Below are 24,961 nucleotides of genomic sequence, written 5' to 3' on the forward strand. Positions count from 1 at the left end.
AAAAATAAAACCTCCTGTTTTTTAAGGGTCGGGCAGTCTAAGGTTTGGCATGTCTTAATTCCAAGCCCACTGATGTACGAGGTTTAAATCCCGTCCATGTTGCTTCATTAGAATTCTCTTTTACTTCCAGATATTTTTTGTAGTCAAGGCCTTTGAGTTGTGCGCCTAAAAATGCCGTTACAAAATGCTGATTGATATTATTGATACGACGTTCGTTCCAAGCAGGTTCAGCATATCGCAAATATTCATCAAGGGGGAGGCCGGGCGTGATAGATTCGGTGGGTGGAGGGTTGGGAGCTACATTGTGACGGGCATTGATGTAGGTTAGCATATAACGGTCGGCGTTGATTGCTCCGTCGTAGATGGCCTTGATTCCTTTTTCATAGCCCGAAATATCATCTTGACTGCCTGCAACAAAAAATGTAGGGACGGTAAGGCCTTTCAATCCTTCAGCATCCCAAACGCCCCGTTCCATTCCCCAAGGAGCAAAAGCGACAACTGCCTTAATTCTTGGGTCAAGGGAAGCCGAAAAGGCGGCATTTCCTGTCATCCTTTTTTCTAAGGCTTTGCTACCGCCAGTCATTTGGCCGAAAAATTTTACGGCTTGGGCACTGTAACCCGCACCAGCGGCATTGAGTGCTCCATAACCGCCCATGGAATAGCCAATTAAAGCCGTATTCTCAGCATTTACCAACCCTGACAAAAAAGTTTTACTTTCCTTGTTACCCAAGCGGGCCATTTCATTGAGAACAAACAAATCATCGAGCGAACGGTTGAGCAATGTGCTGGCAAAGCTTGCCGCATCGCTAAAGGTAGATTCTGTATGGTCAATGGCTACGACAATATAGCCTTTGGAAGCTAAGTTTTCGGTCAGGTAAGTAAGTAAATACCGAGAGCCTAAGTACCCATGAGACACAATCAAGAGAGGGTAGGGCCCGTCGGTCTTGTCGGCTTGGGCGTTGCGTAAAGCCCGCCCCATAAATTTGAAGGGGATTAGAGGTCTTTTGGGGTCATTACTGGAGCCAAGCACTTGGTCATATTCAACGAGTTGTTGCTTATCTGGTGGAATGATGGCAGGATACCAAATTTCAACGGTTAAAGGGCGATTATAGAGGGAGTCTTTTCCGTTTTTCGAATGGAGAACATCCAACTGATTATTGTTGACCAATTTCAGGGTTTGGACCCCAATACTATATTTTCCCCTCGTTGCGAGTTCAGGGGCATCAGGAAGCAAATCGCCGTTTATAAAGTTTGTTTGGGCATAGGTGATACCGACATGAAAACATTCGGTAAAGACCAATAGAGCAAGTAAGAGGGCGTTTTTTTTCATAAAAGGTTGTTAGAATAAGGAAAAAAATAAACAAAGGGACAATCGAAATGAAGAGCAAAGCCTCGAAGAATGACGACTTTAATGGATAGTCAGAAACAAGGGCTAGAAGAGAAAATCAAACTAAAGAGTAAGTTTTTATTCACTGAGTAATCCACTGCTTTTTAGTTTTTGCGTTACTTTATCTTTGTAAGACATCCCGATAGGAAGAAAGTAGGTGCTGACCCTCAGTTCATTGGACGAAATACGATTGATATGATTCATGTTTACAATAAAGGAGCGATGGATTCGTAAAAATGGCTCCTGAGGCAATACCTCTTCAATGTTTGAAAGCATTTGGTTTACTACTACTGTACCATCTGAAGTAACAATTTTAACGTATACACCGTAGGCTTCAATGTACAAGATATCGCTATAATTAAACCGAACCGTTGAGCGGCCTGTTGGGAGGAAAACATAGTTTTTAACAGGCGTTTTCTCCGCAATAACTTGCTGACTTGGTATTTTTTTAGTGGCGCGTTGGATAGATTTTAGGAGGCGGGTGTAAGAAAAGGGTTTAGTGAGAAAGTCAATAACATCAAAGTCAAAGCAATCTACTGCTAGTTCTACGTGTGAGGAAGTAACGACGACAGGTGCATGGGCAGGGAACAGTTTCAATAACTCTAGCCCAGACAAATCGGGAAGTTCAATGTCTAAAAAAATTATATCGGCGGTTTTTCTATTGAGGTATTCAAATGCTTCAGTAACTGTTCCACACACAACAGCGTCTTCAAACATATTGGTTTTAGTGAGGAGATAAACTAAGCTTTTTTGGGCAAGGGGATCATCTTCTACAATTAAAGGGACAAGTTTATGTTCCATATCGTTGAACAAATGGGTATATATTAATAGTATACTTGAAAAATAATCAGGAAATAATACGCTATAAAAGAATTGGATGCGTTAAGATAGCAAAGCTTTTTAACTTTAAGTTGCCTTATTTTACTCATTTATATATTTAATTGTAGGTTTTACATAAAAAAAGGTCTCGTTCATTAGTATTTTGTGAATCGTAAAAATACTCAATGTATTTTTGTACCAGCACTTTACCCTGCATATTCTTCCTCGCATTACTATTTAGCCTCTTACCAAATTAAGACAAAACGCCCCAAATAAATTTTGGTGTTGTTTACTGAATCCAAGATATGTTTTTGTTTTTCTAATAATAAATTCTAATTTGAAGCTAAATTCTTAGTCAGCAAAACTGAGGCATGTAGCATAGATTTAGAACATGTTGTTCAAAAGACATTAGCAGTAAAATTCTTAGAGATGACTAATAAATGGTTGTTCTTAAAAAAATTATAATATATCTTTAGTTACTTTTATATAATGAACCTTTTTGAACGATTAGTTCGTGTTTTAGTAGGATGCCTGTTGGTGATTTGTTTAATCATCGTTTCTCCTCTTCTTTTGCCCTACTTGGTTGTTAATCAATCCTTCTCTTTGCCAAAATTTAATTAAATCCTTGAACTATACTTTTGGCATGTTCATTTTACTAAAAATGAACATGCCGATAACAGCCTAACACCAATCTTGGGCTGGTTGTTTGTGTTTTTATTAAAGTTTTTTCTTTTTCAATTGTTTTGAAAAAATAGTATAATATCCCACTTTAAGGGCCTAATCTTGTGACTACGTTGAGTATAGAGCGATAACCGTGTGGGTTACATTTGACGTCGGATGGATGAACATAGTTATGAAAAATTTGTCTTGGGAAAATCTATGTAGTACGGGGATACACCCTAATTTATCGCCATTAGATGAACAGCGTATCCGTTTGTGTAATGTTCTGAATATCTGCTGTTTAGTATTGCAGTTGATTTTGTCTTTGATGGATTTTTTCTGGGGAGATGGAGCCATTATGGTTATTTTAATGGTTGTTTTTGCCATTATAAATTTACCACTCTATTTAATGTTGAAAGCCTACCACTACAGAGTGTGTTTTATTTACATATTTGTAGTAACCCATGTCATTTTAATGGCAGTTGCCGTATTTAATCAGAATTTGGGCAAAATAGATGACTTGCAAATTGTTGTTGTGGGTCTATCCGCCATGGGTATGGTACTTTTTGATAGATATCTTCAAGTAGCAGCAATCGTGTTTAATGTTACGGTATATTGGGTCATTGTCTTGATTATCAAAGATGTATCTCGGGATTGGACCTACGGTAATTACTATTCAGTAATTGTGAATTTTACGGTTTGTTATTTTTTTATATGTGTTTGCGTTTATTTCAATAAGTCAAATTTTAGGCAATTTCAGGCACTATTAATCAGGCGAAATGAGCAACTGTCTCAGCAAACGGCTGATTTACAGGAAATAAACCAGTACAAAGACCAGTTATTTGCCGTAATCAGTCATGATCTTCGCTCCCCTCTGTATCATTTGCAGTCTACCATTAGACGGCTCAATGAAGGTCATCTCTCGGTAGACCAATCAAAGCAGATTATTAATGAAATAGATTTTAAAACAAAAGATGTAAGTCTGTTGCTGAGTAATTTATTGAATTGGGCCAATTTACAACTGAGCGGATATAAAAGTGTGATTGTTGAGATACCCATCCGGGAAGTAGTGGAAGAAGCAATTCTTTTTCAAAAGGAAGAAATAAATGCAAAACAAATGCAGGTGCTTAATCAAGTGCCTGCAATAACCATTGGATGGGGTGATGAAAATCATTTGCAGTTAATTTTGAGAAATTTATTGAGTAATGCAGTAAAGTTTTCCTTTCCTGCGGGCAGAATTATCATTGAAGCCGAAGAAAAGTCTGATAAAACAGTCATTTCGATTCAGGATACAGGCATGGGAATTGGCCCAGAAGCGTTAGAAATGGTTTTAATGGGCGCTTCCCGTTTAAGTACACTCGGTACAAATGGCGAAAAAGGGAATGGAATGGGACTCTGGATAAGTCGGGAGTTTATTCGTAAAAATGGGGGCGAATTATGGGCAACCAGCCGTGCAGGTGAAGGAAGTACATTTTATTTTACAGTACCTAACCGAAAATTTTAATCAATTATCCCGTTATTTTTTAGCGTTTGTCGTACCTTATCTTTATGGGATAAACCAATCGGAATTTGAAAACTACCAACCCACAAGTCATTGGGTTCGATTCGATTGAGGTGTTCAAGGTTAATTAAGAAAGAGCGGTGAATTCTCAAAAAAGAGGCTGTCGGGAGGTCTTTTTCTATGCTTGATAACATTTGATTGACAACAACCACCCCCGATTTCGTGATCACTTTTACATAAATGCCGTAGGCTTCGATGTATAAAATATCATTTAACTCAAACCGCTCCGAGGCACGCCCCGTTTGTAAAAAGATATGTTTTTTTGATGACACATCTTCGACTAATATGTCAGTGGAGGGTTGTTTTTGAATGGCACGATGAATACCCCGCAACAACCTGGTATAAGTGTAAGGTTTACTTAAGAAATCAGCCACTTCAAACTCAAAACAATCAATGGCTAGTTGGACATGGGAAGACGTTATGATAACGGGTGGATGATTTTTAAGGAGTTTTAACAGTTCTAACCCAGAAAAATCGCGAAGTTCAAGGTCTAAAAAAAGAATATCTACCGTTTGACTGATGAGATGGCGGTAGGACTCCATTACTGTGGTATAAACAGTAGGCTTTTCAAACATATTCGTCCTACCTAAAAAGATGTCCAATTCTGCTGCAGCAACAGGGTCATCCTCTACGATAAGAGCAGCGAATTTATTCTTCATTTGATAGGTTAATTTTCTAAGTAAAAAAAGCACTCATCAAAAATAAACAGCTTTTGTTGATTTTCAGCATCCATTTAGATTTTCATAGCTTTCATATAAAAAAAAACACGTTTCATTATATACAAATAGATTCATCTGAGTTTTGACATATATTTGTAAAAAAAGAATGGTTGATTAAAACACATTCTTAAAATAATTGTTAATACATATATAATGGTATTTTTACTTTATTAGGAACACAATAATTAAGTAGTTATAGTCGCTGAAATGGAGAGGTAAATGATAGGCTAAAGCGATAACAGGTGTTTCTTATTTTTGAATAAATGACGATTCTTTCCGAAGTAGTACCGAACAAGATTTCTGATGCGTCGATAGCATAGAGTTATTTTCGGTCCCAAAAATTTTTCATAACGTTGAGTATAGTAGTACAGGCACAGTGAAATACACTGTGCTTTGTCTTTTTTAGGAATAGTTCTGCAGTTTATTTCCCTTTTTGGGCCAATTTTTAGGGTTTTTTGCTATTTTTGGATTGATTCCGTTCACTTATCAACCTAAACTATGAAAAAAACGCTCTACACCGCGCTACTAGCAGTGGCAATTAGTACAATGGGCTGGACTCAGTCTAAAAAAGCCCCCAAACTCTCCCCTGAGCAAGTCCGTCTCGAAAAACTCAAACAAGAGGCCGTGGCTGGCGTTGAAAAACGTGCCGTGATGGGACAGCAAATCAACGATATGTTGTTCAGTTTTTCAGAACTGGGCTTTCAAGAGGTTGAAACCTATCGGTATTTAACCGAATTGTTAGAAAAAAACGGCTTTACCATTGAAAAAGGCATTTCCAATATGCCCACGGCTTGGCTGGCCAAATGGGGCAGTGGAAAGCCAGTCATTGCCATTGGCTCAGATGTGGACTGTATTCCCAAAGCTTCGCAAAAACCCGGAGTAGCCTATCAGGACCCCATCGTAGTTGGGGCGCCGGGGCATGGTGAAGGCCACAACTCAGGGCAAGCGTTGAACATTATTTCGGCGTTGGCGGTAAAAGAAATCATGGAACGTGAGAAAATTTCTGGCACGTTGGTGCTTTGGCCGGGTGTAGCTGAGGAGTTGGTAGGAGCGAAGGCGTTTTTTGTGCGGGATGGTTATTTCAAAGATGTGGATGCTTGTATTTTTACGCATGTAGCCAACAATCTGGGAGTTTCGTACGGTGATGCGGGCAACAATGGCTTGGTATCGGTACGATTTAATTTTGAAGGAGCCGCCGCACACGCCGCAGGGGCTCCTTGGCGGGGGCGGAGTGCCTTGGATGCCGTAGAATTGATGAATGTAGGTTGGAATTTTCGGCGTGAGCATTTGGAATTGACCCAACGCTCGCATTATGTGATTCCTGACGGTGGCGACCAACCCAACGTCGTTCCTTCCAAAGCGGCAGTGTGGTATTATTTTCGCGAACGCTCGTATCCCAAAATCAAAAAGCTGTTTGACATTGGCGTAAAAATCGCTGAAGGAGCGGCTTTAATGACGGATACAAAATTTAGTTATGAAATTTTGGGGTCGGCTTGGCCAGGACATTTCAGTAAGCCTATTGCCGAGGCAATGTACGAAAACATCAAAAAAGTAGGTTTGCCGACGTGGTCGGAAGAAGACCAAATGCTGGCGATGGCTTCCCAAAAAGAGCTTCAAGCGCCTAAAATTACGGGTTTGGCTACAAAAGTAGACACGATAGGCTTACCCGCCGATTCACCAACGCGCATGATGGGTGGGCAAGGGATGTCTATGGGGGGAGGCTCTGACGATATTGCGGATATTTCTTGGTCATTGCCTACCATCGTTTTACGTTATCCGTCCAATATTCCGGGATTGCCCGGACACCACTGGTCAAACGCGATTTCAATGGCGACCCCCATTGCGCACAAAGGCGTGGTTTATGGGGCAAAAGCGGAAGCCATGACCTTGATTGATATGCTGTTGAAACCCGAAATCATCAAAAATGCGTGGGACTACTATAAAAATGAGCAAACGAAAGAGATGAAATATGAACCCTTGATTTCGCCCAAAGAAGTGCCCGCTGTTTTTTTGAACCGTACTATAATGGAGAAATTCAAGCCTGAGCTTTCAAAATATTACTACGACCCCACGAAGTACAAAACGTATTTGGAGCAATTAGGCATCAAATATCCAACGCTTCGGGACGACCAAAAAGAAGACCTCAAGAAAATTAAAATAGAAGGAGGGAAGTAAAATAATCATTAAAGAAAGAGAGCCACTGTTACAGTGGCTCTCTTTCTTTAATTTAGGCTTGGTTTACGGTGTATTGTTGAATCGGAGCGGCTACTTTGTCGAGGCCAAATTGTTTACTGATATGTTCATGGACAAAGTAATACGTTTCCCAATAGGTAGTGGCTTTTGTCCATACCCTTACGTCGAAAAAGATGGCATTTTCGGTGAGCTTAGTCACCAATACATCGTGGGTTGTCGCGTTGGCATACGGGCAGGCCGCAATTACTTTTTCAATGCTGGCGCGGATTTTATCAACTCCGTTTTGACTGCCGGCCGCAAATACCATGTCGACCCTGATGTCCCCTTTAGTGGAGATATTGGTAATCGGCCCCGTTGATAACGGGCCATTGGGGAGCGTAACTGTTTTATTATCAACCGTTACTAGCACCGTATCAAAGATGCGAATCGCTTCTACATTACCTGTAAAGCCTTGTGCATTAATCAAATCGCCAACACGAAACGGTTTAAAGAGCAGGAGCAAAACGCCGCCCGCAAAATTGGCCAGACTGCCTTGCAAGGCCAAACCAACGGCCAAACCTGCCGCCCCCAAAACTGCGACGAATGAAGTCGTTTGTACGCCTAAAATTCCCGCACAGCTTATCAGAAGCATAACAGTGAGCGCCACTCCCACCAGTGATTTGAGAAACGGTTGTACGTCGCGGTCAATGTGACTGCTATTCATCCGTTGACCGAGGAAGTTCATGACACGCCCAATAATGAAGCGACCAACGATAAAAACTACAATCGCCAACAGAATTTTGCCACCGTACTGAGTAATGGCTAAAATGAGTTGGTCTTTGATTGAATCGAGTTTAATATCCATATTGAGGTTTAGGTTTTAATTGATTAAGCTATTTATTACATACTTTGATTGAAAATAAGACTGAAATAAAATAATTAGGTCACATTATAAAGGTTGATGTATTGGTGGGGGATATTCACTCAATAGACCGCCACCAATTCAATCTCAATGAATTTGTCGGGCTGAACCAGCGTTGCAATGCCGATGGTAGAGCGGCAGGGTTTTACGGGATTCTCCTTGGTTCCGAAGTATTGCGCATAGGCATCAAACCAGCCCTGAAAGTCAAACTTGTTGTTTTGAAACATGTCGGGGGCAACGTACACCCGTAGGTACAATACGTCTTTGAACGACAATTTTTGCTTAGCTAAAGCAGTTTGTAATTTTTTTAAAATACTTAAAGCCTGTGTTTTGGTGTTGCCAAAACGTGCATACGTGCCCACTTGGGCACTGCTATCGGCTACATCGGCAACTACGCCACTTGACCAAAACATTTTTTTTCCTTCTGGTATAACCGCCCCCGACGAAATGGCTGAAGAAGGTGTACCAAAAAATTCAACGGCTTGGGCTTGGGTGGTTGTTGTGAAAAAAAATGAAAAAACAACAAGTCCAATGAAAGTGAATAGTTTTTGCATAATTTAAAGGTTTTGTGTTGTTGAATAGTGAAAAGTAAAAATATAGTATTTTGAAATGTAAAATAACCAAAATTATATTTTGTTGTATGCCTTTTTGAAAGTAGATTTGATAAAAGTTATAAATGTATTGCCGAAGGCCGCACGGCAATAACGATCTCATTCAACACTCTAATCCTTCTTTATGAATCGTCGTGGATTTATCCAACAGGCCGCTATTGCGGGCAGTTGGGCGGCTGTGGGTAGTATGGTTGCTTCTTGCGCTACTACCGCAAAAGGATATGCCGATAAGCATTTCCAAATCAATATGGGGTATTATCGTATCCCTAAATTGCGTCTTTCAATGGACCGTATCGTCCGGGAAACCGTGGGGCTTCGGCCGTTCCGAACTATTGGCCCAAGGCTCGAATCTGAGCAGTTGGGCAGCAAAACCCTCGTCCACAATTATGGTCATGGGGGGAGCGGTTGGTCGTTGTCTTGGGGTTCGGGCATGTTGGCGCGCGAAGAAGTCCTGAAAACGGGCGTTAAACAGGTCGCCGTTATTGGAGCGGGCACCATCGGTCTCACCACCGCGCGACTTTTGCAAGAAAAAGGCATCGAAGTAACAATTTATGCCAAGGACCTTGCCCCCAATGTTACCAGTAGCTTGGCTACCGGAACGTGGTCGCCGTCGTCGAGGGTGTGCGACCCGCAGAAGGCCACCCCCGAATTTAAGGCGTGGTGGGAAAAAGCTACCCGTTTATCTTTCAGGGCATTTCAGTTTCAGTTGGGCTTAAACGATATTATCTCGTGGGTGGATGAGTACAACGTATTCAACGAGCCACCCGCTGAACGCCCAAATTCCGAAATATTTGCAGATTTGTCGGGATTGGTACCTGAAAGAATTATGTTGGGCAAAAAAGAACATCCGTTTAAGGCCGATTACGTATCAAGACGCTCCAATGTCATGATTAATATTCCGACCTATCTGCACAAACACATGACCGACTTTTTGTTGTTTGGGGGAAAGGTTAAAATCCAAGAAATCAAGAAAATAGAAGATATTGACGCTCTTTCCGAAAAATGCGTGGTCAATTGTATGGGTTTAGGAGCCAAAGCGATTTTTAACGATGAGCACCTGACACCCGTTTCGGGGCAGCTTTCGTGCCTGATTCCGCAGCCTGAGGTGACGTATAAACTCAACACCAAAGGCGCGAGCATTATTTCCCGAAAAGACGGTATTTATTTAGGGGGTAACGGAATTGTTGGGAATTGGGACACGACACCGAGCCGCGAGCAGACCGAAAAAGTGGTGGCCGTTTTACAGAAATTAATGGAAGATATGCGGGCCTGAAAAATATTTTTTACAGGCTTTCCAACCTTTTTAATTCCGAAGGAGTCTTTGCTGGTAGTACTGCCTATTAACAACAGACATTTCTATTCGAAACAAAGATATCTATTGGGGTAAACAATAGACCTTAGTCCAGAAAAAGCGCGATTTTTGATCGCGCTTTTTTTTATGGAGTAAATTCAAGAAATCAAACTTTGTGAATGCCGTCTTCTTCCAACTTGATTTTTCCTTCTTTTAACAGCCCCCCGATGGCTTTTTTGAAGTCTTTTTTGGACATACCAAACGTTTTATGAATCAGCGCGGGGTCAGATTTATCGGTAAATGGCAGAAAATGGCCTTCGGCGGCTTCCAATTTTTCGTAAAGAACGGTTTTACTGTCGGCAATGCGGTTGTAGGATTGCTCAACTAGGGCCACATCTATTTTTTGGTCTTCCCTGATTTTTTTGATGTAGCCTTTGGTGGGTTTCCCCAAGTCAATGTCTTTAAACACTTCGCCGTGGTACAAAACGCCCAAATGCCGCTGGTTGATGAGGGCCTTAATGCCCAAATCAGTGTATTCAAAAGGGAGAAGTTCTACTTCCATTCCTTCCTTCAGTTCTGAAATATCTTCATCCAAAAAACGGTCAATTTTGGCCGATGCCACAATGCGGTCGGTTTGGGTGTCTAAATGAATAAACACCAGAAATGACTTACCCACGAGCATGTTATCGCGTTGTTGTTTGAACGGAACAAACAAATCTTTGGGGAGGCCCCAGTCCATAAAAACCCCCGCCGCCGTCACGGCATTGACCGTCAGGTAGGCAAATTCACCTACGGTTCCGTAAGGCTCAAGGGTAGTGGCAATGACGCGGTCTTCTGAATCGCGGTACACAAAAACGTCGAGATAGTCACCGATTTCAACGCCTTCGGGGACGTATCGGGTCGGAACCAAAATTTCGTCTTCATATCCGTCCAAATAAATCCCAAATTCTAGGCGTTTCACGACTTGAAGTCGATTGTATTGACCCATTCGCAAACGGCGAGTTCCCATGTTATACTTACTTTTTATTGATTGCTCTGATTAATTACGGTAATTCAACCCACTGGGTGCGCTGAATTACGGCAAAGGTAACTCTTTTGCTGGCAAGGGCTAAATGTTACTACTGAAAAAGCCCCGGTATGCCCAAAATCAGGTTGGGGTCGGGACAAAGTTGTAAAAAACGAGTACGCTCGCTTAAGGTACATACACCAGGAAAGTCTCCTTTGAGGCCAAGCAGGTCGGTCATGAGTTGAAAATGCAGGTGCGGAGGCCAGTCGCCGTTGATGGGAAATTGGCCAAATGTTGCAATGAGTTGACCCTTTTCGATGGGCTTTCCTTCGTACAATACTTCCAACGATTCTGCGCTCAAATGCCCATAAAGAGAATAAAAAAGCTGATTTTCGAGGGTATGTTCCAAAATAATGGTTGGGCCATAATCACCAAAATTAGCGTTATTGGCAAAACTGTGGACGCGTCCTGCCAACGGTGAAAAAACAGGCGTGCCAGCCGCCGCCCAAATATCAACGCCAAGGTGAATACAGCGCGGCTCTTCTGTTTGTTGAAAATGCGCACTGCGACGATAAATGGTTCGGTGCTCGTTGTAGCCGCCTACCCCAACCGAAGCATGGGCGGCGCGTAGTTTTCCAAAAACATAATCTGAAAAAAGCTGGCTGTTTTGTAATTCAACCAGTTCTAATTCAGGGTTTTGTTCGGTAAAATTAAGGTGCAAAAAGTCGTTTTTAGACCAATCGAACGGGACAACGGGCGCAAACGAAGCTTGGTATTTTTTGAGTAATTCAGTGATCAAAATTGAAACAAGAAAAGGGTTAATACATAGCGATTTTTTCCAAACGGCTCAACGCCTTAGGCTCTTTGGGGTCAATGAGCAGGATTGCTTTGCAGACCGAACTCATATAGTCGCGGTCCTCGGCGTATTCCAACCCAAATTTGTCGGCTTCCAGTGCTTTGTTAAGTAACTTGGTAAGGGCGCGTTGCTTCAGAATGGAGTCTTGGAGTGAGATTTGGGCATATTTCTGATAATCAGGAATATTAAAGAGTGAATCCATCTTTTGGGCCAGCGCTGCCGTATCTGCCACGGCTTTGGGCGCGGCGGTCGTCGTTGAATCCGTGGTTTGATACGTAATGTCTTCTTTTTTATCCCCGCCGAAATAAATCACCGAAGCAGTAATGAGCACCAATGCAGCTACTCCGACTAAAATAATCAAGGGCGTATTGTTGGAGGTCTTCTTTGGTTTTGAACGAACGTACCCATCGCTTTCCTTTAAGTCTTTTTGTTGGGGAACTGAGGCTTCTTTCAACGGTTGCACATCGGCCGAAGAATCGGCGGCTTTTCCCAAGCCCGCAAAAGGGCTGTCTTCAAAAATCTCGGTTTGATCGGCCTTTGCTTCAACTACTGGCGCAACGGAGGGAATTGGGGGGGATGCTGGAGGGACGGGTGAATTCGGTGTCTGACGAATTTCTAAAAGAATTTCTTCGGCGGCTCGGTAGCGTTGGTTGGGATTGACCATCAAACACTTTTTGATGATGGAGGCGTAAGGTTCTCTGACGTTTTTAAACGACTCGGGCAAAGATTGACTATTCATCCGTTCATACACTTGCCGAAGGGTACTTTCCGAACTGTCATCAATTTTATAGGGGACTTCGCCCGTCATGATTTCGTGCAAAATGACCCCAAATGACCATAAATCGGTATTTCGGCGAATCTGTTCGCCTTTAATTTGCTCAGGTGAAGCATAATTGAGCGTTCCGCCTTTGAAGCTCTGAGAAATCACGCTGTTGGAAATCGAATCCGAAAACTTACTCAGGCCAAAATCGGTGATTTTGGGAACGTATTTGCCGCGCCATTTTTGAATCAGGACATTTCGCGGTTTGAGGTCGCGGTGAACCACTCCCTGCGCCCCCGTGGTGTGCAGATGACGAAGCCCTTCCAAAATGCCGACGGCTAAATCGTGCTTTTCGGTATCGGTAAGGGAGTGATTTTTGATGATTTTGTCCAAACTCCCCAACGGATAATATTCCAGAACGGCAAAATCATGCAAGCCAGCCCACTCCACCGAAAAACGATAACATTCATCATACATCGCAATGTTGAGATGCGGGTCTACCTTGCCGACGGTCTCAAACTCATGCTTGAGCGAATGACTTTCGTTCGACATATTGACGGGGGCCACTTTAATAGCTACGGTAGAGCCATTTTCGGTGTCAACGGCGCGGAAAACCTTGCCGAAAGCCCCCTCACCAAGAATGTCGTTGGCGGGGTCGTAGCGATAACGTTGTTTAAATTGCTCGTAAGTCATAAGGCGCAAAACATCCGAATTTCGATTTCAAATAGCCAAAATACACCGATTTTGACTGAAAAGCCTAACTATTTTTATCCAACGGTGAGAAATAAGTTAGGTCTCAGTTGCGTACTAACCGAAAACCCACGTAGCCATTATCGCTTGCGGGTTTGTATCCATCGCGGGTGGTGAGCGTGGTGGCGTCGGCGCCCGAATCCAGCGAACCGCCCCGAATAACCCGGTATTTTTCTTCTGCCAAGTTTACTGGATTATTGACTTGACTTTTTGCGTAAAAATTGGGGTCGTACCAATCCTGACACCATTCCCAGACGTTTCCTTGCATATCATAAAGCCCCAATTCATTCGGCAATTTCTGTCCGACGGGGTGTGTTTTTTTTCCACTGTTTGAACGATACCAGCCTGCATCTTTCAACTCCACTGTATTATTGCTTTTTTGCGCCCCACCCCGCGCGGCGTATTCCCATTCGGCTTCGGTCGGCAGTCGGAAGTTTAGGCCAGTGCGTAGATTCAGCTTTTTGATGAATTCCTGCACATCATTCCAGGATACTTGTTCAATCGGGCAATCATTGCAGCCGTTATTGGTCAATTTCTTGGGTAGCGTTCCCATGATACTGCGCCATTGACGCTGGGTAACTTCGTATTTGCTGATGTAAAAATCATTCAGTACGACCGTATGGATTGGTTTTTCATCCTTGCTTCCCATTTGAAACGTTCCTCCTTTTACCGCGACCATCAAGCGGCTCAACTCTTCCGAAAGCGCATCGTTTTTGGGCATTGGAGCATCATTTTTGGGCGGATTTTCGTCTTTTTTAGGCGACGTATTTACGAGAGCGTTGGTGGGGGGCTGTAACACGTTGGACTTGGATTGTTTTTCGGCGGCTCGCCGTTCTTCCAATAGGTTGATTTTTAAGAGCTGATTCCCAGATGCCCGAACGGTGACGGTTTTTTCAAACCCATCGGAGCCCCCGTCGGTTGGTTTAATTACGACAAGATTGGCACCAGCATCCAAGGGTAGTTTTTTGGCAATATCGTTGGGAGAAACGAATTGACGCGTACCACCATTGATATATACATGGATAGGTAAATCTGTTGTTACCACCAAAAAAGCACGAATTGCGGGAGTAGTTACTGTGGAGGGTTTCGGATTGGTAACAACGGGTTTGGGCGGCTTAGATTTTGGTGGTTTAGGTTTTTTCAAGGCTTGGGTCGCTTGGGTCAAACCATCAACACAGTGAGCATCATTTTCCCTGATTCGGAGTGCTCGTTCGTAGTTTTGTACGGCACAGGCATAATCTTCCCGCGCAAGGCAGGCATCGGCCCGGCGTCGGTATTCATCAAATGTAATTTGCTGAGCGGGTGCCAAAAAAGGAATAAAAAGGATAACCCATAGCCAAAAAATGGTCCTCATAAGTACAGATAGCTTTTTTTGTTAAAGATAACAGAGTAGGACCAAAGAATCTTTTACCGTTCGATAAAAAGGATTAGGGCGCATATTCATTTGTTTCGTAAATTAGCCCTCAGTAAGCAAGATGCTGAAATACAACGCATAACGAAACAACTCCAATGCAGGTAATCCTAATCGGACGAGGACAACAACCGCTTCCCGGGCAGGTGGTACTCAACTCAAGGGGAGTATCGGGCCAGCACGCCCGGGCCGTGATTAATCCTGCTCAAAATACGGTTGTTCTGGAAGACTTAGGCTCTACCAACGGTACGTTTGTCAACGGTTTTCGCATCAAACGTAAAAGTATCAACCACAATGATATTATTTTGGTGGCCGACCAGCGCTTGAGCCTTCAACAGATACTCGACGCTGCCCGTACCACTCGCGACGACCCCAATGATTATTCTCTGGAATTTGGCAAGTTGCAGGATGTCTGGGATAGGTATCAATTATTGCTTCAACAGGCCCGGGGCAATAACAATATGGATACATTTATTACAGCTTGTGTTATCATTGCTCCCGCTCTCTTGGGAACTCTTTTTGTGCCTGTACCCGGCGTGGGTACCGCTGTAGGCAGTGCTGTAGGCTTGGCCGCCCGGGAATTGATGTCTAAAAACAAATCGGCCAAAACGCAGAATTTAGTCACCGATATCGAAAACGATTTTAAGATTCAGTACGTGTGTCCCAAATGTAGCCGCTCGTTGTACGGCTTTCCTTACGAGTACCACAAAAAGCAACGCCTGTGTGTACAGTGCAAAGCGATTTGGGTAAAATCTTGAACCTTTAAACGCTGAAAATAGATGAGCCTTAATGAACACACCCAGTTTTTTGGTGGGCCTAATGAGCCTGCCCAAAAAACGCCGCCGCTCTCGCCCCCAAATTTGCCTCCTCAAGCGGCTACGCCACCGCCTGCTGCAATGCCACCCGCACCAGCGGCAAAGCCAAAAGCTCCCAAAGATTATTCTAAAGTGGCGGGAGCGTTGGCGATTGGTGCGGTAGCGGTAGGGAGTATAGGATTTATTTCATGGACCGTTTTTGAAGGAGACGACACGCCTGTGCCAGTGAAACCCACCGTGCAGCCTCCCATTGATTCGATTGTACCCGAGTTACCCAAAGAAGAATTTATAGAACCTCCAGTGGCGGTGGTTGAGCCACCATCGCTTCCGCCCCCTCCGCCCCCAGCTCCCAAGCCATCGGGAGGAGCGCCCAAGCCTAAACCAGCTCCCCAACCTGAGCCAGAGCCCCAACCTCTGCCAGTGGTGCCAGATGAGATTAAAATTGCTGAAATAAGCGACGACTCAGCATTTAAGGATGCATTTATTGAGGCGCGTGATCAAGTAGGGCCGGGTGGACTTTTTGAATACAAAGGCCAGTGGTACAGCACGTATTCCATCGAAGAATGGAATGCCATGCCTCAGGAAATGCAGGCGGATTTTACGACGCGTATTGAGCCAATTATCAACCCTGTGGAAGTAGAAAACGAAGCGCCAGTGGTAGAATTGCAACCGGATATTGTTAAATTGGATACCGACAACGATGGCATTGAAGAAACCACCATGGCGGATCATAACCACGACGGGCTGGCGGATGTGGTCATCAAAGACGAGCCAGGAGAAGGTATCTCGGGCTTTATGTACGTAGACAAAAACAACGACGGAAAACTTGAAACCGCCATTCCCGTATCTGACGAAGGGCAGGTATTGGAAGATAAAGCCGAAGTTTTGGAAAATCCGTGGCAAGTTCCCATGCATCCAGCCACGGGCGCACCCACTTCGACCGTGGCCAACTCATTGTCGAGCCTTAATGAAGCATCGGAAGTGGTGGATTTGGACACCGATGGTGATGGATACGCCGAAACCGCATTGGTCAATAAAGATACCGATGTACAGGCGGAGATTGCCCTCGTTGATACCGACAAAAATGGTAAACCTGATCTGGCTTTGCTGGATACCGATGGCAATAATACGCTCGAAACCGCCGTGCCGATTGGCCTAGACGGTCAACCCATTATGGCACAGAGTGAAGCCTACGAAAAGGCCCCGATTATTGACATTCCAGACCACGAGGATGCTGGGGTTCATGCGGTAGAAACACACCTAAATTATACGTCAGGTTATGGTGCACACGACACGCCTGTGGTGCCAGATACCGATGTGTCAACAGACGATTTATTCACAGTTTAATAAATTACAGTTATGTTGGATGAAACTGGAATGTTGGGTTTTCACAAGAAAGAAGAGCCCCAACCGCAACAACCCAAGCCCCAACCTCAGGCGGCGGCCTCGCCTGCCCGTGAGTTACCCAGAATATTCAGCCCCGATAAAATGTCACCGACCGAAATGGCGGGGGCGGGCATTGTCATGGTGGGCAATATTGCCTTTGTATCATGGTGGGCAATGAATCAGGAACCTTCCGAAGTAGCCGAGGTGATGGATACATCGAGTGGAATTACGACGGAGATTATCAATGCCACGATTACTGAAAAACCATCGGGAACGGCGTATGTTGTCCCGCCCCTAACCCCAGCTGCTGCGGAGCCGACGGGACAAGCCGCGCCCATACTGGAGGTGGCAGAAGTAAAGCAGGATGTGTCTTTTAAAGAAGCGTTTGATACGGCCCGGTCTCAAGTAGGGCCGGGAGGTATTTTTGAATGGCATGGGCAGTGGTATAACACCTATACTGCCGAAGAATGGACGGGTATGACGCCCGAAAATAAAGAAGATTATGTATCTTTGGTAAAACCCTACGTGGAAAGTGAACTGCCCGAAGGTACGCTTTTGGGGCATGAAAGTCATGTTGAGGTGGCAAATCTGGAACATTCTCCATTACCGCACCACGACCATTCTGTGGGACATCTAGAACCCGCCGCTGGGTTGTTGAACCCTCCCGAAAGTTATCACTTAGATTCGCTGGATGATTTATTTACGAACACCTAAAAGTGGGTCCCTCCCTTGGGAAAATTAGGTTTTATCTATTGATAGGTTCCTTATGTTTGAGTACGTTTTTCGTTGCAAGGAGTGTCAGCACACCAAAAAAGGACAATCGCCAGTGAAGCTCTTGCCGGGCAGCCCGGCCAAGCTTAACTGTGTACAACAAAGGCCCGAAAAGTGCATTTTTGTCGTGACGCAGGAGGCTGGAATACCTCCGGCACCACCAACCAACGAATTTATGCCGCCGCTGTCGCCGCCAACGGGTTTTCAGCACGTTACAAAATCGGCGGGAGGGAGTAATCCTTTGTTTGCCCAACCCTCTGCCGACGACAATAAAGCGCAAAATGATATTTTTCAACAAACGGGCACTGTCGGTTTTTTGGTGGTTCACGACGAAAACGCGGCGGCCCAAACGCATCCTTTACGCATTGGTCCCAACGTGGTTGGGCGCAAAAGCTCCTTGCCGACAGCAGATATACTGATTGAAACAAACGACGTGATGATGAGTCGGCGGCACGCGGTCATTGAAGTGACGCGTGATAAATTTGGTCAGTTTCAGTACCTGATTGCCGAGGCAGGAAGTCGTAACGGAACGTTTGTGATGGGGGCCAAAGACCCGATGCGTAAGATAAAATTGGAACCCGAAGATTTGATTTATCTGGAAGACAACGATACCATTCAAATGGGAAGAACCAAAGTGGTTTTGCAGACGACCAAGGCGGCAAGCAATGCCAGAGATGCCGCCCGAAACGTGCAGGGAACGGACTATTCCCAAACCATCATTTGGTAATAATTTGGCGCTTAATCTATTGATTTTACTTATTTAGCCGGTTATACGATGCCGTATAGTATCTACCCGCCTTTGGGCTTTACGTTTCAGGGACAGCGCGAAAACAACGAGGATTCGGTGTATCCTGAAGTTGGAATGGCCACTCCTCAAAACCGCTTTTTTATTGTTTGTGATGGGGTTGGAGGTGCCCAAAAGGGAGAATTGGCCAGTCACATTGCCGTGTCAGGTTTTTCAGATTTTCTCAATACCCATACAGATTCCGACTTCTCGGAGGAGGTTATCAGTGAAGCACTTGGGTATGTACAGCAAAAGTTTGATGAGATGTTGGCCGTTCAGCACCTACTCAAAGGAATGGCGACGACCTTTACGCTGGTCGCTTTCGGGGAAGATGCCGTACACGTAGGACACATTGGCGACAGCCGTATTTATCAAATCAGAAACGGGACGATTATTTATAAAAGTGAAGACCATTCCAAAGTCAATTTTCTGCTAAAATCAGGATTAATCTCCGCTGAACAGGCCCAAAATCACCCCGAGCGCAATGTAATTATGCGGGCCATTCAAGGGTCACACCGAGACACCAAAATCGAAATCCATTCATTGACCGATGTCCTTCCAGGAGATTACTTTTTTCAGTGTACCGATGGTGTACTTGAAAATGTAAACGATGATGCGCTTTCTCAAATTTTGGGAAGTGAGGAAACCAATTCCCGAAAACTTCAACTGATTCTTAATCTTTGTGACGGCAACACGCGGGATAATTATTCTGGGTATTTGGTACAGGTGGCCAACAATGAACTTGCTGATGCCGCAAAAGAGTGGATTGAGCCTATGCAGGCAATGGCCCAGAATGCGGATAATACGATGAAATTCAAATCGACAACGCCCGATACGGCCTCTCCGGCTTCCTCATTGCCGTCCGAAACGCCCAAAAGCAACCGAGGACTTTGGTATTTAGGGGGCTTGGTTTTGATAAGTATTGTTTCATTCAGCATCTTTTTTTTTAATAGAAATAAATCAAAACCAACGGCCTCGGAAGCTGTTTTGCCCGTGGTTATGCAAGAAACCGACACGCTTACCACGGTAGATACGTCCGTTGCGAGTGAATCCCAGACGGCACCTTTGACCGCTTTTCCAGTGGTAAAAGTGCCACCTCATTTATCCGCCAAGCTAAAAGCCCTTAAAAAGGCAGCAGCGTTAGATTCAGCAGCGGTGCCCTTTGGGGGAGTTACTCCGAATGAAACGGCTTTTGGGAAGAGTAAAAAAGATACGGCAGCCATAAAAAAAACACCAGGAAGATAATCCCCAAAGTTGAAAAAATCGTGATTTTGGGTTTTGAAAAAACAGAAGCAGATGAGTTATTGATGCAAAAAATATGATAAAGATAATCAGAGGATGGCTTTTGCTTTTTTTGATGGGAATCGCAATTAGTGGTTGGGCACAGTGGAATAGTAATCTGAGCCAAAACACCCGCGTCAGCGCGGGGGCTATGCATTCATTTGCGTACGGGGCAGTGGCGGGAGACGATGGGAGTGTATTGGTTACGTGGGCCGAAAGCATCGGCAATGCCTCTATCATGTTTGCGCAACGCTACCGGGCGGATGGAACGGTTGCATTTGCCAAAAAAGAATTGTTTCGCTATACGTTTGCTGATTGTACAAAAGAAGGGTTTTCTGGAATGAAATTGCTGAAAGCGAGCGGTTCCGACGATGTTTTTGTGATTTATAACGTCAATACTACCGTCGTTGTTCAGGGAGGGTTAACCACGTATTTGCAGTATCAAATCATTTCTTTTGCCGATGGGTCCACCAAAATTCCGAATAACAGCAATGAAAATCGTGGGTTGAATTTAGGGTATAATTATGGTGCTACGGCGCCGGGCGTTGCTTTTGATGCCCATTTTATCCGAGATGGAGGCAGCAAAGTAGCGATAGCTTGGGCCCAAAAAAATAACCCCGCTGATATGAATCGAGGCGGAGGTGGGAGTCTCGTTACCCTTACAGATTTACGCATTGCCATTTTGGATGCCTCCAATCGCACGGCTCCCACGGCGTATTTCATTGAAGGGGACGGTGGCGACCAAAACAGCCCTCGTGTTTATGCGCAGGGGGAACGTATTTTTGTTTCGTTTATTGATAGAAATTCAACCGTTGCGGTAAGGAAATATAAGTACGCCCTAAATGGCACCACCATTGCTAAAGAATGGGGTGGCAATGCCCAGTACCTTGGCGGTTTGCCTGACCCCCAAAATATGGGTGTTCAACCGAGTTTTGATGACAGTAATCCCATTTGTGTCTATTCAGCTTCTGGTTCAGGGGCGGGAAAAGTGATCAAAGCGCACCGTTTTAATCCAACGTCGGGTGCTGCGCTAGGTACTACCGACATCGGTAATGGCGATCAAATTGGTGGGGTAAAAATGGTCGGGAATAGCGGGCAGTTTAGTTTAAACGTGGCTTTTATTAACTCCCGGAATAACCGCCAAATCGTTCGTCGTTATATGGGAAACACCGCAACCAGCGCTGAAACCCCCATTACTTTGCGAAATCACGACGGAGATCCAACGTTTGAAGGAATTAAAATTGGTGATAGCCCAGAGAAATATTTATTTGTCGGTGAAAACCGAAGCAACGGAGAGCTTTACGGGCAGGTCATTAGGTTTGATAACAACTCAAGTGAGGGGGTTCGGGAATGGGGCGACAATGGAAAAATTGTAAGCAACGCCTCTGGAAACAAAACAGGGGGGCGGCTTTCTGTGCTGAACAGCAATGCGCTGTTTTTTTTATGGCGTGATGAACGAAACAGGAATAGTACTTGTACGGCTGATATTTATGCTCAGGTGTTGGATGCCAACGGAAACCCGCCCCTGTCAGTAACCATTTCAAAACCGAGCCTAAATCGTAGTTCTTTGTGCGTAAAAGATACTTTGCGAATAAGTTTTACCACAACGGGCACTTTTCCTGTGGGCAATGTATTTACCGCTGATATTCTTAACGAGGCTGGCACATCCGTAGTTTTAACCAATTTTCCTGGCACTACTGCGAGCCCTATTTCCATTGTTTTACCTACTGGAATACCCAATGGCCGCTACCGAATTCGGGTAAAAAGCAGTATGCCAACGGCAAACAGTCTGGAAAACAGTGATGTATTTACGGTCACTTCTACGCCTGTAATTAGCGCTACCGCCAACGGCCTCAAGTCGTTGTCTGTTTGCAGTGGCGCACCCGTAACCCTTACGTCGTCTGCTGGATTTACGATGTACAGTTGGAAAGGCCCCGCAGGTTATACAAATTCCTCCCAGTCTCCGATGTTGACCTCCACTATTCCGGGGTATTACACTGTCACGGGGACGAGCTCCTGCGGAACTGCCAAAGACAGTATTCAACTCTCAGTCAATCAAATTCCAAACGCCGTTGATGCGACCAATCGTACCAGCTACGTATCGGGGGAAACCATCCAATTGAAGGCGCCATCTGGAATGGGATATACCTATGCGTGGACGGGGCCTAATGGATTTATGTCTACCCTGCAAAATCCAACCATCGCCAACGCGGCCGTCGGTATGAGCGGAAACTACGTTGTTACGGTGAAGGCTAACGGTTGTGAGGCAAAAAACGAACTAATGATTACGGTTTCTAATCAACCCGTAACGGGCATAACAACTGTATCCGCGAACCCTGGAGTGGTATGTCCCGGTGCAAACGTCAGCGTGAGTTTTGTAAAACAACCCAGTAATAGCGTAGGTATTTTTAACGTTTTTTTGATCAATAGCGCTGGACAAAAGATCGGTGGTAGTTTAGCCAGCGGAGCGGGAAGCCCTTTGTCAGTGCGCATACCAGATGCTACTCCTGCGGGTGCCAACTATCAACTACAGGTGGAAGTATCGGATGCGATAAAGGCCCAGAGTGGTCCTGTAACGGTGTTGCAACGGGCTTCTGCTCAAATGCTTAGTCCTCGTGGAGACACGTCGGTGGTTTTCAGAAAGGCGGGCGATAATCTCAACGTTCGGGTGAGGGTTCAGGGAAGTGGCCCTTTCACGCTGAATTTCAGCGGCGGCAGCCGAACAGTCCGCAATGCTGGCGATACGACCCTGAGCTTTCGGATTGAAAATGAAACGACCTTCACTTTTCAGGGAGTAACGGGTGCTTGCGGGGCGGGTACTTTGAGCGGTGTGCAAAGCGCCCGCATAGCCCTCAAACGCGTAGTTGCGATAGAAAAAGACAGTCTTGGGCGCCCCGCAGTGACGGTGTTCCCCAACCCAGCGGCCCATAAACTGGCGATTCAGCTTCGTGATAATTTGCCCACAAATGTGACAACGGAGGTGAGAATATTTGACTTAAAAGGAAGTGTGGTAAAAAAAGTTACTTTCAGTAACTTACAACACGATTGGGATATAAGTAGCCTTCCTTCGGGATTTTATGTAGTGGAAGTGATTCGGACCGAAACTAGGTACACCTTTAAAATCAGGAAAGAATGATGCAAACCATGAAGATACAGGGATTGATTTTTGCGCTACTGATTGGCGTTTTGGGGTGCAAAAAAAAGGACGTCAGCACCCAAATGGACCGTGCTTGGATTATGAAGCAGGCTGTTCATATTCCACAGGGTGGCGGCGGACGAACCAAAGTTTATGAGCGAGGACAAGCTGGTAATCTGTTTAATTACGACGGATTTTTGCTGGATTTGAGCAATCAAAATGCCTTACAGTTTACTGACATCGGGCAGGGAGGCGACCGTTTTGATTTTACGGGAAAATGGCGAGTTGACCAAAATGTTCGCCTCGTATTGTTTGAACTGAATCCTGAGCCTACCTGTAGCGAAGGCGTGGATTGTGCCAAAGAAGGTATTCAGTTTTTTATTGATAAAATATCAGACACTGAGTTGAAAATCAATCGATTGTATGTCAGTGACAAAACGGGAAATACCGTGAATGAATATACCTTAATCCCTAAGTAATTGATTGAATACAACGCTACTCTGTACAAAAAAATGGGCTTTACAGTAATACGACGCATCGGTAAAAAACAACTCTGTTCAGGACTGTTGTTGCTTTCGTCGTATGTGGGTATGGCCCAAAATCTGAATCTAAACGCTACTGGACCTGGAAGTCGGGCAATGGCAATGGGAGGAGCCTTCATCGGTGTAGCTGACGATGCTACCGCGATGTATTGGAATCCAGCGGGCATTGCCATGCTCAATTATGATGACGAATTGGCCGAAGGCATTGGGCCACATTTGTTGTGTTCGGGGAGGAATACTACGCTTCAAGTACCCATTGATGCAACCCGATTTTCTACCACTTCCAATTTTGGCCCAACCTTTATCGGGGCCGTAATGCCCTTTTCAGCGTCCCGGCTAAAGGGAGAAAGGCATTATCGGATTGGCGATTTGGACCGTAATATAGTACTCGGGGTGGCTTACCAAAGTGTGACGGATGCTAATAAATATACCATTGACCGTACGGTGGCATCGGCTACCGAAAGCATCAAAAATAATCTGACCATCAGCAACGCTTCGCTGAGCGCGGCGTATCAACTTAGCCGTTACGTTGGAATCGGCTTGACTGCAAACTATTGGTTCGGAATGGGTAATAAACTGAATTATAGCTCAGGGGAGCGCACTTTGAATGTAAATCGAACAGGGGAAGGGACGTATGACATCAGCGGGGTAAATTTTGTAACGGGGATTTTGGCCGATTTTTATGAAGCAAACGTTCCGTTGCGCGTAGGCCTCCGCGTGACGACTCCTTTCAATCTCCGCAATAATTTTACTTACAGCGGTACCGTCACCGATGCGTCGCTGGATGCGACCGAGTTGCGCAGTTACGAACAAAAATATAAAATGCCTTTTACAGTTGGGATGGGTCTTTCGTACCGCGTTCCATTTTTTCCATTGCTGATGCTTGCCGCCGATGCCGAATGGTTGCCCTATAAAAACCAAGCAATTTCCCAGACTTTTTATGAATACAATCAATACAATAGTTTGGACCCGAATCGTGGGTTGCCGTTGGTCATTCAGACGCCGCGCCCGCCCGTAATCAGCAACGAAAACCATTATCAATTACGCAGCGGTTTAGAGTTTTTGCTCGTGAATGCCGAAAAAGTCGAGTTTCGGGTGATGGGGGGCTACCGCATTCAAACCCAGCTAAACGAAGATGGGTCGAGCAGTAAAGCCAAGGGATTCAGCGCGGGAGCGACGCTCTTTTTTGACCGTTTCAAAATTCACGCTGGCTTTCAGCAAATGAAATATCCGCAAACGACGGCTGGTGTGACCAATCAAACGACCCAAAGCGCTTTTTCGGTGGATTTGGTAGTCCATCTGGTAGAAGATATTTTTTGAC

General features: G+C 44.8%; 20 protein-coding genes. 11 read left to right on the forward strand and 9 right to left on the reverse strand.

What is annotated here, in order from left to right:
- Window positions 1–37 precede the first annotated feature (37 nt).
- Entirely contained in the window at window positions 38–1,330 is a 1,293-nt protein-coding gene (locus DR864_RS00810) for an alpha/beta hydrolase family protein (RefSeq protein WP_114065152.1), read from the reverse strand.
- 135 nt (window positions 1,331–1,465) lie between these two features.
- A complete protein-coding gene (locus DR864_RS00815) occupies window positions 1,466–2,188 on the reverse strand; it encodes a LytR/AlgR family response regulator transcription factor (protein WP_114065153.1) in 723 nt (240 codons plus the stop codon).
- 871 nt (window positions 2,189–3,059) lie between these two features.
- Here DR864_RS00815 and DR864_RS00820 point away from each other — a divergent pair.
- Window positions 3,060–4,370 carry a sensor histidine kinase gene (locus DR864_RS00820; RefSeq protein WP_162793489.1) on the forward strand — a complete coding sequence of 437 codons (1,311 nt, stop codon included), beginning with the start codon at window positions 3,060–3,062 and terminating at the stop codon, window positions 4,368–4,370.
- Here DR864_RS00820 and DR864_RS00825 read toward each other — a convergent pair.
- Complete coding sequence (locus DR864_RS00825; protein ID WP_114065155.1) at window positions 4,367–5,086, reverse strand: LytR/AlgR family response regulator transcription factor; 720 nt, start codon at window positions 5,084–5,086, stop codon at window positions 4,367–4,369. The two genes, DR864_RS00820 and DR864_RS00825, sit on opposite strands and share 4 nt — an antisense overlap.
- Window positions 5,087–5,644: 558 nt before the next feature.
- Between DR864_RS00825 and DR864_RS00830 the strand changes: the two genes are divergently transcribed.
- Window positions 5,645–7,321 (forward strand): amidohydrolase, encoded by a 1,677-nt coding sequence (locus DR864_RS00830; RefSeq protein WP_114065156.1) that lies wholly within the window; start codon window positions 5,645–5,647, stop codon window positions 7,319–7,321.
- 52 nt (window positions 7,322–7,373) lie between these two features.
- On the opposite strand, the gene DR864_RS00835 is transcribed toward DR864_RS00830, so the two are convergent.
- Both DR864_RS00835 and DR864_RS00840 read right to left on the reverse strand, forming a co-directional pair.
- The gene (locus DR864_RS00835; RefSeq protein WP_114065157.1) at window positions 7,374–8,183 is read right to left on the reverse strand and encodes a mechanosensitive ion channel family protein; all 810 of its coding nucleotides are present in this window, start codon (window positions 8,181–8,183) and stop codon (window positions 7,374–7,376) included.
- 119 nt (window positions 8,184–8,302) lie between these two features.
- Window positions 8,303–8,794 carry a RidA family protein gene (locus DR864_RS00840; protein ID WP_114065158.1) on the reverse strand — a complete coding sequence of 164 codons (492 nt, stop codon included), beginning with the start codon at window positions 8,792–8,794 and terminating at the stop codon, window positions 8,303–8,305.
- Between the two features lie 181 nt (window positions 8,795–8,975).
- On the opposite strand from DR864_RS00840, the gene DR864_RS00845 reads away from it, so the two are divergent.
- A complete protein-coding gene (locus DR864_RS00845) occupies window positions 8,976–10,124 on the forward strand; it encodes an FAD-dependent oxidoreductase (protein ID WP_114065159.1) in 1,149 nt (382 codons plus the stop codon).
- Window positions 10,125–10,308: 184 nt separating this feature from the next.
- Here DR864_RS00845 and DR864_RS00850 read toward each other — a convergent pair whose 3' ends face one another.
- From DR864_RS00850 to DR864_RS00865, 4 genes are all read right to left on the reverse strand, one after another.
- A complete protein-coding gene (locus tag DR864_RS00850) occupies window positions 10,309–11,151 on the reverse strand; it encodes a CvfB family protein (RefSeq protein WP_114065160.1) in 843 nt (280 codons plus the stop codon).
- A gap of 109 nt (window positions 11,152–11,260) precedes the next feature.
- Entirely contained in the window at window positions 11,261–11,947 is a 687-nt protein-coding gene (locus tag DR864_RS00855) for a peptidoglycan DD-metalloendopeptidase family protein (RefSeq protein ID WP_114065161.1), read from the reverse strand.
- Window positions 11,948–11,966: 19 nt separating this feature from the next.
- Window positions 11,967–13,457 carry a serine/threonine-protein kinase gene (locus tag DR864_RS00860; protein WP_114065162.1) on the reverse strand — a complete coding sequence of 497 codons (1,491 nt, stop codon included), beginning with the start codon at window positions 13,455–13,457 and terminating at the stop codon, window positions 11,967–11,969.
- A gap of 103 nt (window positions 13,458–13,560) precedes the next feature.
- Window positions 13,561–14,868, reverse strand: a complete 1,308-nt coding sequence (locus DR864_RS00865; RefSeq protein ID WP_114065163.1) for a formylglycine-generating enzyme family protein — start codon at window positions 14,866–14,868, stop codon at window positions 13,561–13,563.
- 155 nt (window positions 14,869–15,023) lie between these two features.
- Here DR864_RS00865 and DR864_RS00870 point away from each other — a divergent pair, with 155 nt between their 5' ends.
- The 8 genes from DR864_RS00870 (at window position 15,024) to DR864_RS00905 (ending at window position 24,960) form a co-directional block, all read left to right on the forward strand.
- Window positions 15,024–15,683 (forward strand): FHA domain-containing protein, encoded by a 660-nt coding sequence (locus DR864_RS00870; RefSeq protein WP_114065164.1) that lies wholly within the window; start codon window positions 15,024–15,026, stop codon window positions 15,681–15,683.
- A 21-nt stretch (window positions 15,684–15,704) separates the two neighbouring features.
- Window positions 15,705–17,087 carry a hypothetical protein gene (locus DR864_RS00875; protein WP_114065165.1) on the forward strand — a complete coding sequence of 461 codons (1,383 nt, stop codon included), beginning with the start codon at window positions 15,705–15,707 and terminating at the stop codon, window positions 17,085–17,087.
- A gap of 12 nt (window positions 17,088–17,099) precedes the next feature.
- Window positions 17,100–17,840 carry a hypothetical protein gene (locus tag DR864_RS00880; protein WP_114065166.1) on the forward strand — a complete coding sequence of 247 codons (741 nt, stop codon included), beginning with the start codon at window positions 17,100–17,102 and terminating at the stop codon, window positions 17,838–17,840.
- Between the two features lie 52 nt (window positions 17,841–17,892).
- Window positions 17,893–18,624: an FHA domain-containing protein gene (locus tag DR864_RS00885; protein WP_114065167.1), complete on the forward strand. Its 732-nt coding sequence runs from the start codon at window positions 17,893–17,895 to the stop codon at window positions 18,622–18,624.
- A gap of 48 nt (window positions 18,625–18,672) precedes the next feature.
- A complete protein-coding gene (locus tag DR864_RS00890) occupies window positions 18,673–19,926 on the forward strand; it encodes a PP2C family protein-serine/threonine phosphatase (RefSeq protein ID WP_114065168.1) in 1,254 nt (417 codons plus the stop codon).
- A 73-nt stretch (window positions 19,927–19,999) separates the two neighbouring features.
- A complete protein-coding gene (locus tag DR864_RS00895) occupies window positions 20,000–23,098 on the forward strand; it encodes a T9SS type A sorting domain-containing protein (RefSeq protein ID WP_114065169.1) in 3,099 nt (1,032 codons plus the stop codon).
- On the forward strand, window positions 23,095–23,577 hold the full coding sequence (locus DR864_RS00900; RefSeq protein WP_114065170.1) for a hypothetical protein: 483 nt from the start codon (window positions 23,095–23,097) through the stop codon (window positions 23,575–23,577). Before DR864_RS00895 ends, DR864_RS00900 begins: the two co-directional genes overlap by 4 nt.
- Window positions 23,578–23,610: 33 nt before the next feature.
- Complete coding sequence (locus DR864_RS00905; RefSeq protein ID WP_162793490.1) at window positions 23,611–24,960, forward strand: PorV/PorQ family protein; 1,350 nt, start codon at window positions 23,611–23,613, stop codon at window positions 24,958–24,960.
- Window position 24,961 lies beyond the last annotated feature (1 nt).

Source organism: Runella rosea (genome assembly GCF_003325355.1).
Taxonomy (GTDB): domain Bacteria; phylum Bacteroidota; class Bacteroidia; order Cytophagales; family Spirosomataceae; genus Runella; species Runella rosea.